Here is a 15,257-nt window from a genome sequence, read left to right as displayed (position 1 = left end):
TAGCAACAATCAAGGAGGTTCCCCCATGGCAGTACGTCGGGTATTGCAAATAGAAGATCCAACTGATGCAGTGGTGTTACGGGCCAAGGCCAAACGCATCACCAGTTTTGATCAAAGTTTGGCTGGTTTAGTTGATGATATGATTGAAACCATGCGCGAAGCTCGCGGCGTTGGCATTGCTGCGCCACAAGTTGGGGTTTCGCGGCGTGTGGTGGTAATTGAAGAACCAGCCCAATACGAAGAACATGAAGATGGTACGCAGACCCAAATTGCTCCCGCCGTGCTGTATGTGATGGTCAACCCAGAGATTATCAAAGCCAGCGAAGAAACCCATATGCTGCAAGAAGGCTGTTTGAGCATGCCTGGCCGCTATACCAAAGTGCCGCGCAACAAATGGGTAACGATCAAATATTACGATTTGAAGGGTCGCGAACAGCGCTTGCGCCATATTCCCGCTGAAGATTACAAAGTTGGGCATATTGCTCAGCACGAGTTTGATCACCTTGATGGGATTATGTTTACCGACCGCATGACCGAAGAAAGCAAATTGGTCGATTATCGCAAAGAAAGTGAAAATGCACGCCTCAAACGGCGCGGTTTGTTGGCGCGTAAAAAACGCCCCGATGCTGAACTCGAATCAGAATCGGCAACCAATGAATAAGCAGCTGCTTCGTCGAAGCAACGCTTAGCGACAATTAATTTTCAGCCAAGCAATCTGCGTTTAGAATAGGGCGACTTCTGCGCCAATATTCTGTTTGAAGGAGTTCACGATGCGCGTGTTGATCACGGGAGCAGCAGGGTTTTTAGGCTCGCACTTGTGTGAGCGGTTTCTGGCCGAAGGTCATTCGGTTGTTGGGATGGATAATTTCATCACTGGCAACCCTGAAAATATTGCCCATTTAGTTGGCCGCGAAGGCTTTCAATTTATTCGTCACGATGTGACCAACTATATTTTCTTGCCTGGCCCGCTCGATGCAGTTTTGCACTTTGCCTCGCCAGCCTCGCCAATCGATTATCTTGAACTGCCGATTCAAACGCTCAAGGTTGGGGCTTTGGGAACCCACAATGCCCTCGGTTTGGCCAAAGCCAAAGGCGCACGCTTTTTGATCGCCTCAACTTCTGAGGTTTATGGCGATCCGCAAGTTCATCCCCAACCCGAAACCTATTGGGGCCACGTCAATCCAATCGGGCCACGCGGGGTTTACGATGAAGCCAAACGCTTTGCCGAAGCCATGACCATGGCCTACCACACCTACCACGGCGTGCAAACACGGATTGTGCGGATTTTCAACACCTATGGCCCACGCATGCGCTTGGCTGATGGTCGAGTTGTACCCAACTTTATTCAACAATCGTTGCGTGGCGAGCCACTGACCCTTTATGGCGATGGCTTGCAAACCCGCTCATTCCAATTCGTTGGCGATTTGGTCGAAGGCGTGTATCGTTTGTTACTCTCCGATGAGGTCGAGCCAGTTAATATTGGCAATCCTCACGAGTTCACCATGCGCGAGTTCGCCGAAATCGTCAATGCCATGACTGGCAATCCGGCTGGAACGGTGGTTAAGCCCGAACTGCGCATCAAAGACGATCCACAAAATCGCCAGCCTGATATTAGCAAAGCCAAACGGGTGCTGAATTGGGAGCCACAAGTCACCTTGCAAGCGGGCTTGGAACAAACGATTCCGTGGTTTGCTGAGCAATTGCGCCAACGTGGCGAAATTAAATAAGCCCAACATAGGCTATTCCAAACTCCCGAGCATCGGCGTGGATGGCTCGGGCTTTTGGTATGCGATCGATTTGCCGCATTTGCAACGAAAGAGCCGAGGAAGGCCATGCAGCGTCACGCATTAACTTGGCGCTCCGTGCAGCCATTGGATTGGTTGCTAGCTAGCTTGGGGCTGGCAGGAGTGGCAATTATTACTCTGCTGCCCTTCACGCAGGCAGCAACGTTAATTATTTGTGGCATGCTGCTTGTTTGCATGCTGATTCAGCCTGCCGTAGGTTTGAGCCTGACGGTTGCCACGGTTATGCTTCAAGAGTTATTGAGCTTTCCGCTGGGCCTGACCGCCACCCATGTGATTGGGATTATGGCGCTGGGGGCGTGGTTGCTGTATGGCATGGCGCAGCGCAAAATCATCATCGATACAACCTTACTCGTGCCATGGAGCCTGTTTTTGATGGCCTTGCTGCTCTCGGCGGGGCTAACCGAATACAACGCGGTTGATGCCTTGAAGCAAGTGGTTCGTTGGTTCATGGCCTTTCTGGCCTTTGTGGTGACGGTTGCCACGATCACCACGCCCAAACGCGCGATTGGCCTGATTGCGGTGATGTTCACGGTTGGGGTCATTGAGGCACTGATTGGTATTCAGCAATATCGCGTGGGTGCTGGCCCATTTGCCATTGGCGAAACTGTGCGGGCTTATGGCACAATCGGTAAGCCCAACACCTTTGCCGGCTTTTTGGAGTTGATGTGGCCCATGACTTTGAGTGTAGCCTTGGGCTTGCTCTGGTTTTGGTGGCAACAGCGCCAACGCTGGCACTATTTAATTGGCTCGGCCTTGAGTGCTGGTACAAGCCTGATCATTTTGGCGGCAATTGGGGTTAGTTTTTCGCGCGGCGCTTGGATTGGCATTATGGGTGCGGTGGTGGTGATGCTGCTGGCGGTTGATCGACGGCGAGCCTTGCCATTAATTGCCCTTGGTGGAATCTTGTTGTTGGCAATTATCAGCCAGCCTGAGCTATTTCCGCCAGTGATTACCGAGCGAATTAGCAGCCTAACCAACAATTTGCGAATTTTTGATGCTGGGCGGGTAACAGTTACCGACGAAAATTTTGCGGTGGTCGAACGCATGGCGCATTGGCAAGCGGGGGCAAATATGTTTTTGGCCCATCCGCTGCTCGGAGTTGGCCCCGACAACTTCAATCGAGCCTATCCCGAATTTTTTGTCGGGCGTTGGTCGGAATCACAAGGCCACTCGCACAACTACTACATTCATATTGCGGCAGAAGCTGGCATGTTGGGCTTGATTGCCTACCTCGTGCTGATTGCGGCGGTCTATCGTCAAGCCTATTTGGCAATTCAGGCGACGCGCGGCACGGTTTGGCAGATGGTAGCAATTGGCTGCTGTGGTATCATAACCGCCATTCAATTGCATAACGTTTTCGATAATCTCCATGTATTGAATTTTGGAATTCATTTGAGCGCGGTGTGGGCCTTATGTGTGGTTCTGACACAGCGCCAAGGGTGGCGTGCATGACATATTTAGTAACGGGTGGTGCGGGTTTTATTGGCTCGCATTTGTGCGAAACACTGTTGCAGCGTGGCGAACGTGTCATTGCATTCGATAATTTCAACGATTATTACAGCCCTGAACGCAAACGCCGTAATGTAGCAGGTTTGCTTGATCATCCTAATTTTGTACTGTGGGAAGGCGATTTGCGCGATCCGGCCAGTTTATTGGCCTTGTTTGAGCAACATCGTCCAAGCTATGTAGCGCATTTGGCAGGCATGGCCAACCCGCGCTATTCGTTGCAATACCCCGCTTTGTATAGCGCAGTCAACGTTGAAGGCTCGGTCAATGTCTGGCAAGCAGCGATTCAATATGGCATTCAGGCCTTTGTTCAAGCCTCAACGTCGTCGGTGTATGGGCTTGCGCCAACTCCATGGCATGAGGAATTAGCCACCGATCGACCATTATCGCCCTATGCTGCTACCAAAAAAGCCTCAGAACTACTAGCCTATACCTTCCACTACCAAACCCAAATTCCAACCCGCGTGGTGCGCTTTTTCACGGTCTATGGCCCCAAAGGCCGCCCCGATATGACCCCAACAATTTTTGTTGAGGCCATGCGCAAGCAAGAGCCAATTGTGCTTTACAATGGCGGGGTTGATGTTTACCGCGATTGGACCTACGTTGACGATATTGTTTCAGGGGTGATTGCGGTGCTCGATAGCGATCGCGCCTTTGATATTTTCAATTTAGGCAACTCAACTCCGGTGATGCTACGCAGTTTTATTGATACGCTGCAAGCAATTACTGGCTTGAATGCAATTATTGAAGCCAAGCCTTTATCATCTGCCGACCCGCCAATTACCTTTGCCGACACCACCAAGGCGCAACAATTGCTGGGTTGGAAGCCAACCACCGATATCGAGGATGGCCTAGAGCGCTATTGGCATTGGTATAAAACCGAGTACGATTGCTAGATCGGCATCGTGTTAGAAACAAACTGGATCATTATGAAATCGCAAACGCAAGCAAATCCTGCTAGTTTACGCCCTGAGCAAACCAACCAAGGCTTGCCGCGTCCGGCTGAAACCGAATCGCTCGAACAATTGGTTGAACAGGCCGCCGAGGCTGCTCCGTTACCCGCTGAGGCACTGCCCGAAGATTTAGCCGATGTGCGTTCGAGCGGCTTTTCGCTGCGCGACAAATTTCTGAATATCAAATCGCTGGCTTCGTTTGGCATTGCCTTTGCGATTCTGGGCTTAGCATTTTGGCGAGCCGATATCAACCTCGCCGAGATGTGGCAGCAGATTCTTCAGACCAATCTTTGGCTGTATAGCGCTGGTTTTATTGTTTTCTATGGTCTTTTTCCAATTCGGGCCTGGCGCTGGCGAATTATCTTGCGCAGCGCTGGCTTTGAGGTTGATAGCCCGCAATCACGTAAAAATTGGTCGGGGCTTGCGGCATTAAGCGAGTTTATTGGGCTTTCGTGGTTTGCCAACTGCGTTGTGCCCGCCAAACTGGGCGATGCCTATCGTGGCTATTTGGTTAAGAAAAATGGTAACGCCTCATTCTCGCGTACCTTGGGCACAATTTTCGCCGAACGCATCGTCGATATGATTGTGCTCTTTGGCATGTTGGTGGTTTCGGGCTTATTGGTGTTTCAAGGTCACCTCAATAGCTGGACTGAAAAATTATTTATCATCGGGATTGTTTTTACGATTTTGCTGGTCATTGGTTTGATGTCGATGCGCTATCTGAGTCCGTTGATTCGCCGCGCCTTGCCCCAACGTTTCCACGATTTTTATGCTCGCTTCGAGGAAGGCACGCTTTCATCGTTTCGGCCTTCACGCCTGCCAATTTTGCTGATTTTGACAATCATCGTGTGGTTGGGCGAGTCGATGCGCTTGTTTTTCGTAATTGAGGCCATGGGTGGCTTAGGCTTATCGTTATCAGCAATTATTTTTGTGGCCTTAGCTAGCTCGTTGCTGACCGCCGTGCCGGCCTTGCCTGGTGGCTTGGGCTTGGTCGAGGTTGGGATTGCTGGGGTGATGATGTTGTTTAGCGTGGGCCAAACCACCAGCACTGCCGTGGCGTTTCTCGATCGGATCATCAATTATTGGAGCATCGTGATTTTGGGGTTGGTTTTGTATCTGTTCAGCAAACGAAAGTGAGCCAGCCATGTTAACTGCTAGCGAACGCGATGCACTTGTAGCGACCATTTTACACTTGCCTGCTCAATTACACGCCTTGGTCGATCGTTTGGATCTTGAGCAATTGAACACGGCCTATATACCGAATGAATGGACAATCGCCCAAAACATCCATCATCTTGCTGATGGCCAGATGAATTTGTTTATTCGCATGAAACTTTTGTTGTTGGAAGATTACCCAACGCTCAAGCCATTTGCGCAGGATACATGGGTCACAACCGCTGATAGTATTGGTGCAATCGAAACATCCTTGACGATTTTGCAAGGCTTGCAAGAACGGGCGGCAACCTTAGTCAATTCGCTCGATTTAGCTAGTTTTGAACGCACTGGTTGGCATCCCGAAAATGGCGAAATGACGCTTGAGCAAGTGGCGCGGTATTATGCCCGTCACGGCGAACTGCATCTTGAGCAAATTGGTCAGGTGATAACGAGGGGTCAGGAGCTGGGGGCCAGGGGCCAGTAAAATTGCCATCACGAAAGATGCTAAGATCTGAAACCGCGAAGGACACGAAGGACGCGAAGGGATGAAGGATGAGGCTCTAGGCTATTGACTATCGGAAGTGGATTGGCTACGGGTTGGTGTTGGGGAATTGAATGGTGAACTGCCCCCCAGCCCCTGACCCCCGACCCCTAAAAAACTTATGCACATAGCAATTGATTACAATGCAGCAGTGCGGCAGGGCGGCGGAATTGGCCGCTTTGTTCGCGAAATAACTCAGGTTGCCGCGCAGGCAGCGCCTCAGCATCGCTTTTCGCTGTGGTATGCTGCGCGTGGGCTTGACCCAAAAAGTGCTCAGATGCAGGCCTTGCATGAGCTTCAACGGCGTTTGCCCAATATCAAGCCGCGCCCAATGCCAATTACTGAGCGTTTGTTGACGATTCTTTGGCAACGCTTGCGCATGCCCTTGCCTGTCGAGACGATTGTTGGGGTGGTTGATGTGGTGCATGGCACTGATTTTGTGCTGCCACCAACCAAGGCTAAAACGCTGCTCTCGATTCACGATTTTGCCTATATTATTCACCCTGAAACTGCACCGCCTGAGTTGCGGCGTTATTTGGGTGGGGTTGTGCCGCGCAATGTGCGCCGCGCCGACCATATTCACGTTAATTCGCGGGCAACCAAAGCCGATATGGAGCGCTTGCTAGGCACAGCACCCGCTAAATCGACAATCGTTTATTCGGGTAGTGGCAGCGATTTTTATCCTCGGCCTGCGGCGGAAATTGCCGAAATGCGCCAACGCTTAGGCTTGCCCGAACGCTACCTTTTAAATGTAGGAACGGTGCAGCCGCGCAAAAATGTTGAGCGTTTGATCGAAGCCTTTGGCCAGTTGCCCGTTGAGTTGCGTAGCCAGCCCTTGGTGATCGGCGGCAAACGTGGTTGGTTGGCCGAGCCAATTTATGCAGCGGTACAACGCCATGGCCTTGAGCAAGCAGTCATCTTCTTGGATTTTGTGAGCGACAGCGATTTGCCCAAGCTCTACAGCGGCGCGACCGCCATGGTTTATCCCTCGTTGTATGAAGGATTTGGCGTACCGATTGTTGAAGCTCAAGCGTGTGGCACGCCCGTGATTACCTCAACCATCTCCAGTTTGCCCGAAATTGCCGGCAACGCGGCCTTGCTGGTCGATCCTCATGATACAGCGACACTAACAGCGGCTTTACAAAAAATCTTAACTGAGCCTGATTTTTGCCAAAGTTTGGCTGAAGCAGGCCCACGCCAAGCCGCTAAATTTACCTGGGAAGGCACTGGTTTGGGAGTTTTGGGGTTATACGAATTACTGGAGCAACAAGCCTAAAATGCCAGCGCCCCTAGCTCGCCATTGAACCAGGGGCGTAATTGATGCTTAGCCCAAGCGTTCCAACACCGCTGCCCCAACTTCTTTGGTTGAGCGGCCTTGGCCAGCGGGCGCTAAATCGCCAGTTAAAATACCTGCATCGATCGTTGCATACACCGCTTTTTCGACTGCCTCAGCTTCGGCATCCAAGCCCAAGGAATAACGCAACAGCAAAGCCACGCTCAAAATTGTCGCCAGTGGATTCGCCACGCCTTTGCCAGCAATATCGGGAGCGCTGCCGTGAATTGGCTCGTACAAGCCTGCTTTGCCCGCGCCAAGCGAGGCCGATGGCAACAAGCCCAACGAGCCAGCCAGCATTGACGCTTCGTCGGTCAAAATATCGCCAAACATATTTTCAGTCACAATCACATCGAAGTCGGCAGGGCGGCGCAACAAGTGCATCGCACAGGCATCGACCAAAATATGTTCAAGCTGAATATCAGGGAATTCTTCGGCAACTACCCGACTGGCAACGCGCCGCCATAAGCGTGAGGTTTCCAAGACATTAGCTTTATCAACCGAGGTAACTTTGCCACGGCGAGTCCGCGCCAATTCACAAGCCCGCCGCACCACGCGCTCGATTTCGCTGGTTGTGTAGACACAGGTATCGACGGCTTGTTCTTCGTCGGGGCGAATGTAGACACAGGTTTTATCGCCGAAGTAAATCCCGCCAGTTAATTCGCGCACCACCAACAAATCGACCCCCTCGACCAAATCGGGGCGTAAGGGTGAGCGGCTAGCCAAGGCTGGCGTGACCGTCACAGGCCGCAAATTGGCATACAAGCCTAAGGTTTTGCGAATGCCCAACAAACCTTGTTCAGGTCGAACCTTGGCCTTGGGATCGTCCCACTTGGGGCCACCAACCGCGCCCAGTAGCACTGCATCGGCAGCTTGGCAAATTTCGATTGTCGCTTCGGGCAAAGCTGTACCGTGGGCATCGATCGCACAACCACCGATTAAGCCTTCGCTGAAACTAAAACTATGGCCGTAGCGTTCACCGACAGCCTTGAGCACCTCAACTCCCTCAGCGACAACTTCGGGGCCGATGCCATCGCCTGGTAATAAAGCAATTGTTGCTTGCATCAAAACACTCCTTGCTAATTTAACCAACAAGCGGTGGAGTAAATACTTCACCATTAACCATGTAGAGCTGTAGAGTACTGCAAATATAACAGAATCAGGAAATCACCAGAAGGATTCCCTGATTCCCACATGTTTAAAACTCTACTTTCGCGTTCTTCGCGCTCTTCGTGGTTTCAATAAATTGTTAAACTCCAACCGTATTGACGCGGGCGGCATGGCTAGTTTCATAGGCTTGGATTGCAGTTTCTTGGGCTTGAATATAGCCTAATTGATCGACTCCATGCAATAAGCAATGTTTGGAGAAGGCATCAATTGGGAAACTGATGGTTTCGCCAGCCACATGCACTTGTTGGTTTTCAAGGTCAACGCTGACATCGATGGTTTGGTTGGCGAGGCATTGCTCGGTCAAACGAGCCAAGGTTGGCGCATCGACCACGATTGGCAAAAGGCCGTTTTTCAAAGCATTGCCTTTGAAAATATCAGCAAAATAGGTGCTGATCACTGCTTGGAAGCCAAAGCCTTGCAAGGCCCACGGCGCATGCTCACGCGAGGAGCCACAGCCAAAGTTATGGCCTGCAATTAGCACACCAGCATCTTGGGCATATGGTTGATTCAGCACAAAATCTGGCTCGCCGCGCCAATCGGTAAACAGCGCTTCGCCCAAGCCATTTTTATCGGTAACTTTCAAGTAGCGAGCAGGAATGATCTGGTCGGTGTCGATATTTTCGATTGGTAAGGCCACTGCTTTGGCCTGAAAGGTATTAATTGGTTGCATTTTTGAAAACCCCTATTTGAAAGGATGAAGGATGAGGGATGAATTATGAATACATATCGGAAGGATGATTGAATTCATAAATATCATCAATATATTCTTCATCCTTCATAATTCATATTTCATAATTTAACTTTCATCCCTCATCCTTCATAATTCATCCTTCTATAAGATTTCGCGTACATCGACGATATGGCCGTTGATCGCGGTGGCGGCGGCGGTCAGCGGGCTGGCGAGGAAGGTGCGCCCGCCCTTGCCTTGGCGACCTTCAAAGTTGCGGTTGCTGGTGCTAACCGCATATTGGCCAGGTTGCAATTGATCGCCGTTCATGGCAATACACATCGAGCAGCCAGCTTCACGCCATTCAGCGCCTGCCGCGCGGAAAATTTGGTCTAAGCCTTCAGCTTCGGCTTGGCGCTTGACTTGTTGTGAGCCAGGCACGACCAACATCCGCAGGCCGTCGGCAACTTTTTTGCCTTCAATCACTTTGGCCGCCGCCCGCAAATCCGAAATCCGCGAGTTGGTGCAGGAGCCAAGGAACACTACATCGACTTTTTGGCCGATCAGCGGTTGGTTTGGTTGTAAGCCCATGTAATTCAAGGCTTTATCCAAGGCCATACGTTGGCTATCATCAGCCAAATCGCTGGGTGCTGGCACATTGCCAGTGACCGGAATGCCCATGCCTGGGTTTGTGCCGTAGGTGATCATCGGAGCCAATTCGTCGGCATTCAAGACCACTTGCAAATCGTAGGTTGCGCCTTCATCGCTGGGCAACGTGCGCCAATATTCGACCGCAGCATCCCATGCTTCACCCTTGGGCGTATGTGGCCGATCTTTCAGCCACGCAAAGGTTGTTTCATCAGGCGCAATCAGGCCAGCCCGTGCTCCACCTTCGATCGACATATTACAAATGGTCATGCGTTCTTCCATCGACAGGGCGCGAATCGCCGAGCCAGTGTATTCGAGCACATAGCCCGTGCCGCCGCCTACGCCAATTTTGGCAATAATCGCCAAGATAATGTCTTTGGCGGTCACGCCGGGGCGTAGCGTGCCATCGATGCGAATTTCGGCGGTTTGGGGTTTTTGCTGCAACAAACATTGAGTTGCCAACACATGGCCAACTTCGCTGGTGCCAATGCCGAAGGCCAAGGCTCCAAATGCGCCGTGGGTGCTGGTGTGCGAATCGCCACACACAATTGTCATGCCAGGCTGGGTGTAGCCTTGTTCTGGCCCAATTACGTGTACAATGCCTTGGTTTTCAGTGCCCAAGTTGTACAATGGTATGCCAAAATCGCTACAATTTTTGATCAATTGATCAAGCTGTTTGCGAGCGATCACATCGGTCACTGGAATAATCCCATCAGCGCCGCGTGGCGTGGTTGGGGTGCTATGGTCCATCGTGGCAAGGGTTTGGGCTGGGCGACGCACGGTCAAGCCGCGTTCACGTAACATCGTAAAGGCTTGCGGCGAGGTAACTTCGTGCACCAAGTGCAAATCGATATATAAGGTTGCTGGCGATTCAGCGTCAGCAGCTTGAACAACATGGGCATCCCAGATTTTTTCAAATAATGTCTTGGCCATTGGGTTCTCCAGTTATATATTGAGGGGTCGGGGGTCTAGGGCTGGGGATCGGTTACCCACTCTTTGCCACTAACCCCAAATCTCTAGCATGGGATGAATGGAACCGCGAAGGACGCGAAGATCGCTAAGGATTCTCATTCTATTGATTAATTTCATTCTTCATCCTTAACTTCGTGCTCTTCGTGTTCTTCGTGGTTTCGGCTTCCTCAACTTGTCCGTTTAATTTGCCAGCCACGTTCGATCCATTCAAAGCCGACTTTGGCGTAATAATCGGCGGCGGCGGGCGCTGCTAATAAGACTAAGGAACATTGATCGCCAAGTTTTTCGCGCGTAGCCTCAATTAACTGACGACCAATGCCCTGTTTTTGATAGGTTTGGTCAACTGCCAAATCGGAAAGATAGGCGGCATAGCACCAATCGGTGATCGTGCGAGCAACCCCGACGAGCTTTTCGCCATCCCACGCTGTCACCACCAAATCGGCGTTAGCAAGCATGGTTTGCATGCGAGCCAAATCATCAACAGGGCGGCGTTCGCCAAGAGTTGAAGCATTCAGCACCGCCACGAATTGCTCGGCGCTAATCACAACGTCGGTGCTATAACGAATGCTCATCGCAGATACTCCAGCCAATTCCATTTATCTTCGGTTTTGCCGTTGAACAAGCCAAAGAAGGCCTCTTGTAGAACGGTGGTGATTGGCCCGCGCTTGCCTTCGCCAACTTGCACGCCATCGACTGAGCGAATTGGCGAAACTTCGGCGGCTGTGCCTGTGAAGAACATTTCATCGGCAAGATACAGAATTTCGCGTGGTAAGGCTTGTTCGCGCACTTCATAACCATGTTCTTTGGCCAAGGTCAGCACGCTATCACGGGTAATGCCAGGCAAAATTGCGGCGGTTACCGGCGTGGTATAAATCACGCCATCACGAATGATGAACAGATTTTCGCCGCTACCTTCACTCAACACACCATTGACATCAAGCGCGATGCCTTCAGCATAGCCATTGAGCGTTGCTTCCATCACGATCAATTGTGATGAAAGATAGTTGCCGCCAGCTTTGGCCATGGTAGGAATAGTATTCGGTGCTGTGCGATTCCACGACGAAACGCAAACATCAACGCCCAATTCTAGGGCTTCGGGGCCAAGATAGGCTCCCCATTCCAAGGCAGCGATCATCACATCGACTGGCGCTGCCAGCGGGTTGACCCCTAGCACACCATAACCACGCCAAGCCAAGGGTCGCAGATAAGCTGAGTCTAAGCCATTTTCACGAACTGCCGCATGACAGGCATCAGCCAATTGCGCTTGATCAAAAGGAATCGGCATGCGATAAATTTTGGCCGAATCGTATAAACGGCGCAGGTGGGGCTGCAAACGGAAAAAAGCTGGGCCGTTGGGCGTGTTGTAGGCGCGAATGCCTTCAAACACTGATGAACCGTAGTGCAAGGCATGGCTCATCACATGCACCGTGGCTTTCTCCCATTCCACCAATTCGCCGTTCATCCAAATAAATTTGGTCGGTTTGATTGACATGCAGTGTTCCTTTTATAGCAATGAATGATGCTTGGCCTTAGGCGGCCACAGTTGCGGCGTGTTTGAGTAGCACTGGCTGGTTGCTGCGAGCACGAACCAAGGGCAATTCCAGCGAATCAACCAAGGCTTGCCAACTGGCTTCGATAATATTTTCGGAGCAGCCGACGGTTGTCCAACGTTCGTCGCCCATAGCTGCTTCGATCAACACTCGTGTAGTTGCTCCGGTCGCCGATTCCGAATCGAGAATCCGCACTTTGTAATCGACCAAATGGACTTCGGCCAATTCGGGGTAGCGTGAGAGCAAGGCTTTGCGCATGGCTTGGTCGAGTGCGTTAACGGGGCCATTGCCTGAAGCCGCTGTATGATAAATTTCATCGCCAATTTGCAGCTTAACTGTCGCCTCGGCCTGCATCTCAACCCCACGCCGTTGCTCAACAATTGTGACAACATCGAGCAATTTGAAAGGCGCTTCGTAATCGGCAGCGGCGCGGCGCACCAAAAGTTCAAATGAACCTTCGGCTGCTTCAAACTGAAAACCTTTGCTTTCGAGCAATTTAACGCGTTCGAGCACGCCGCGTTCGAGGCCTGTGCTTTCCACGCCCAATTCTTCGGCTCGCATTTTGATGTTACCACGGCCTGAAAGCTCGCTGATTACCACCCGTTTGCGATTGCCCACTTGAACTGGCTCAATATGCTGGTAGGAATGCTCAACTTTCGCCACAGCCGCGACGTGTATCCCGCCTTTATGGGCAAAAGCGCTATTGCCAACATAGGCGGCATGCTCGTCGGGGTTCAAATTGGCAATTTCGCTGACGGTGCGCGAAAGCTCGGTTAAACGTTGCAGTTGATCAGGAAGCACACAGAACATGCCCATTTTCAGTTGCAAATTGGGAATGATCGAGATTAAGTTGGCGTTACCGCAGCGCTCGCCATAGCCGTTGATCGTGCCTTGAACTTGGCGGCAACCACCAACAATTGCGGCCAAGGAATTGGCTACTGCTAATTCGCTATCGTTGTGGGTATGAATGCCCAGTTGAGTGTTGATTTTACCCTTGACCCGCTGCACCACGGCGCTAATCCAATCGGGCAATGAACCGCCGTTAGTATCGCATAGCACAATCCAATCTGCGCCAGCTTCGGCGGCAGCCTTGATTGTGGCTAGGGCATAATCGTTATCAGCGCGGTAGCCATCAAAAAAGTGTTCAGCGTCGTAAATCACTTCTTTGCCGTGGGCTTTCATCAATGCCACGCTATCGCGAATCATGGCCAAATTTTCTTCGAGCGTCGTTTCCAGCACCTCAGTCACGTGCAATGTCCACGATTTGCCAACCAAGGTTACCACAGGCGTGTTGGCATCAAGCAAGGCCTTGAGATTGGCATCGGTTTCAGGTTTACTGTTGGCACGACGGGTTGAACCAAAAGCGGCAATTTTGGCGTGCTTCCATTCCATTTTGGCAGCTTCGGCAAAAAATGCTGCATCCTTGGGGTTCGAGCCAGGCCAACCACCCTCGATATAGTGCATGCCAAAGCGATCAAGTTCGCGAGCGATTTTCAATTTATCAGCTAAAGATAACGAAAGCCCTTCGCGTTGAGTGCCGTCCCGCAGTGTTGTATCATATAAAAATATTTGCATGTGTCACACTCCTAGAACATAGAGCATAGAACATAGAACATAAATCAACTAATGTAATCATCAGCATCAAAGAGATTGAATTGGACATCAATTTGATATACTGCTACTGATTCGTGCAAGGTTTGTTGGGATTGTTCAAGTTTGCGCATCTTGCTTGATAACATTGCAATAATTTCATTACAACGTTGTTGAATGCGCTTTTCTGCATCATCGTCAATGTAGCCAAACCGAAATAGGGTATTCGCCCAATTATCGGTTTCCGCAGCAGAGCCACGGGCAATCGAAAGATGATTTTTGTGTGCTCCGAGACTAAACCGGCCATGACCTTCGGCAATATTGGCGCTAATCGACGTAGCAGAACTAACAATTTGGCGCACGATTACTGCATTACTCCATGAATTTGGTACATTGCTGATCAGTTGAATCACATCCATAACCAATTCTTGAGCTTTATTCCACATAATCAAATTGCGATATGAATATGTTTCCCGCATCACCTGCTCCTATGCTCTATGCTCTATGTTCTATGTTCTAAACTTTGGATAGCTACCAAAAATCTTGACTGTGCCAGCGATCTGTGCCAGCTTTTGTAGGGCTTCGGCAACGGCTGGCTCATGGCGATGGCCATCGATATCAACCAGAAAGACATAATCGCCAAGCTCGGCTTTGGCTGGCCGTGATTCAATTTTGCTTAAATTGATGCCAGCTTGGGCAAAAATTGCCAAGGCTTCGTACAACGCTCCTGCGCGATTGATTTTGGCAGTGAACATCAGCGAAGTCTTGTCGTCGCCCGTTGGTGCGGCATCCTCAGGAGCCAACACCACAAAGCGCGTGCGATTATTGTTGTTATCCTGAACATCGTAGGCCAAGATATTGGCTTGGGCGCGTTCGGCAGCATGCAAGGTGGTCAATGCGGCGGCGCGGCGCTCATCGGCGAGCGCTTCGACCAATGCAGCAGCAGTGCTTAACGCGGCCACGGTTGGCACATTCGGCAAGCAGCGTTCGATAAAACGGCGCGATTGCGCTAGCGGTTGTTGATGGGTGTAAAGCACTTCGACTGTATCGAGTTGCACATCGGGCTTGGCCACCAACATATGCCGAATCGGAATCACGATTTCGCGACAAATCCGCAGGCGAGTTTCGTGAATCAGCACATCAAGCGTGATGCTGACTGCCCCTTCGAGCGAGTTTTCAATTGGCAAAATGCCCAAATCAACCGCACGAGTTTCAACAGCCGTAATCACAGCGGGCATACTTGCCATTGGCAAATAGGTGGATTGTTGGTCGCCCGCTTCCAACGCTGCTTTTTCGCTGAATGTACCAGCCGGGCCGAGATAAGCAATTTTCATAAGTTCGTTTGGGCTAGTGAGATTGATTTACAC

Annotated in this window: 15 protein-coding genes; 7 read left to right on the top strand and 8 right to left on the bottom strand. The window is 51.0% G+C overall.

Going from position 1 to position 15,257, the window contains the following annotated elements; genetic code table 11:
• Positions 1-25 precede the first annotated feature (25 nt).
• The 7 genes from def (at position 26) to LCH85_23800 (ending at position 7,236) form a co-directional block, all read left to right on the top strand.
• Positions 26-661 carry a peptide deformylase gene (gene def, locus LCH85_23830; protein ID MCA0355037.1) on the top strand — a complete coding sequence of 212 codons (636 nt, stop codon included), beginning with the start codon at positions 26-28 and terminating at the stop codon, positions 659-661.
• Between the two features lie 109 nt (positions 662-770).
• Positions 771-1,727 carry an SDR family oxidoreductase gene (locus tag LCH85_23825; protein ID MCA0355036.1) on the top strand — a complete coding sequence of 319 codons (957 nt, stop codon included), beginning with the start codon at positions 771-773 and terminating at the stop codon, positions 1,725-1,727.
• Positions 1,728-1,832: 105 nt separating this feature from the next.
• Positions 1,833-3,257 carry an O-antigen ligase family protein gene (locus LCH85_23820; protein MCA0355035.1) on the top strand — a complete coding sequence of 475 codons (1,425 nt, stop codon included), beginning with the start codon at positions 1,833-1,835 and terminating at the stop codon, positions 3,255-3,257.
• Complete coding sequence (locus LCH85_23815; GenBank protein ID MCA0355034.1) at positions 3,254-4,207, top strand: GDP-mannose 4,6-dehydratase; 954 nt, start codon at positions 3,254-3,256, stop codon at positions 4,205-4,207. Before LCH85_23820 ends, LCH85_23815 begins: the two co-directional genes overlap by 4 nt.
• 33 nt (positions 4,208-4,240) lie before the next feature.
• Positions 4,241-5,401 carry a flippase-like domain-containing protein gene (locus LCH85_23810; GenBank protein ID MCA0355033.1) on the top strand — a complete coding sequence of 387 codons (1,161 nt, stop codon included), beginning with the start codon at positions 4,241-4,243 and terminating at the stop codon, positions 5,399-5,401.
• A gap of 7 nt (positions 5,402-5,408) precedes the next feature.
• Entirely contained in the window at positions 5,409-5,903 is a 495-nt protein-coding gene (locus LCH85_23805) for a DinB family protein (protein ID MCA0355032.1), read from the top strand.
• Between the two features lie 178 nt (positions 5,904-6,081).
• Positions 6,082-7,236, top strand: coding sequence for a glycosyltransferase family 4 protein (locus LCH85_23800; GenBank protein MCA0355031.1), 1,155 nt, complete (start codon positions 6,082-6,084; stop codon positions 7,234-7,236).
• A gap of 48 nt (positions 7,237-7,284) precedes the next feature.
• Here the strand turns inward: LCH85_23800 and leuB are convergent, their stop codons facing one another.
• From leuB to pheA, 8 genes are all read right to left on the bottom strand, one after another.
• Positions 7,285-8,358 carry a 3-isopropylmalate dehydrogenase gene (leuB, locus tag LCH85_23795; GenBank protein ID MCA0355030.1) on the bottom strand — a complete coding sequence of 358 codons (1,074 nt, stop codon included), beginning with the start codon at positions 8,356-8,358 and terminating at the stop codon, positions 7,285-7,287.
• Positions 8,359-8,542: 184 nt separating this feature from the next.
• A complete protein-coding gene (gene leuD, locus LCH85_23790; protein ID MCA0355029.1) occupies positions 8,543-9,133 on the bottom strand; it encodes a 3-isopropylmalate dehydratase small subunit in 591 nt (196 codons plus the stop codon).
• 162 nt (positions 9,134-9,295) lie between these two features.
• Positions 9,296-10,711, bottom strand: a complete 1,416-nt coding sequence (gene leuC / locus LCH85_23785) for a 3-isopropylmalate dehydratase large subunit (GenBank protein ID MCA0355028.1) — start codon at positions 10,709-10,711, stop codon at positions 9,296-9,298.
• Between the two features lie 206 nt (positions 10,712-10,917).
• Complete coding sequence (locus tag LCH85_23780) at positions 10,918-11,322, bottom strand: GNAT family N-acetyltransferase (GenBank protein ID MCA0355027.1); 405 nt, start codon at positions 11,320-11,322, stop codon at positions 10,918-10,920.
• Complete coding sequence (locus LCH85_23775) at positions 11,319-12,242, bottom strand: branched-chain amino acid transaminase (GenBank protein MCA0355026.1); 924 nt, start codon at positions 12,240-12,242, stop codon at positions 11,319-11,321. The genes LCH85_23780 and LCH85_23775 overlap by 4 nt, the downstream gene beginning before the upstream one ends.
• Positions 12,243-12,279: 37 nt before the next feature.
• Positions 12,280-13,875 carry a citramalate synthase gene (cimA, locus tag LCH85_23770; protein MCA0355025.1) on the bottom strand — a complete coding sequence of 532 codons (1,596 nt, stop codon included), beginning with the start codon at positions 13,873-13,875 and terminating at the stop codon, positions 12,280-12,282.
• A 44-nt stretch (positions 13,876-13,919) separates the two neighbouring features.
• The gene (locus LCH85_23765) at positions 13,920-14,369 is read right to left on the bottom strand and encodes a four helix bundle protein (GenBank protein MCA0355024.1); all 450 of its coding nucleotides are present in this window, start codon (positions 14,367-14,369) and stop codon (positions 13,920-13,922) included.
• Positions 14,370-14,399: 30 nt separating this feature from the next.
• The gene (gene pheA, locus LCH85_23760; GenBank protein ID MCA0355023.1) at positions 14,400-15,224 is read right to left on the bottom strand and encodes a prephenate dehydratase; all 825 of its coding nucleotides are present in this window, start codon (positions 15,222-15,224) and stop codon (positions 14,400-14,402) included.
• Positions 15,225-15,257 lie beyond the last annotated feature (33 nt).

This window comes from Chloroflexota bacterium (assembly GCA_020161265.1).
Lineage (GTDB): Bacteria > Chloroflexota > Chloroflexia > Chloroflexales > Herpetosiphonaceae > Herpetosiphon.
The sequence above is the reverse complement of the archived record's forward strand: the minus strand, read 5'-3'. Positions and strand labels throughout refer to the sequence as shown.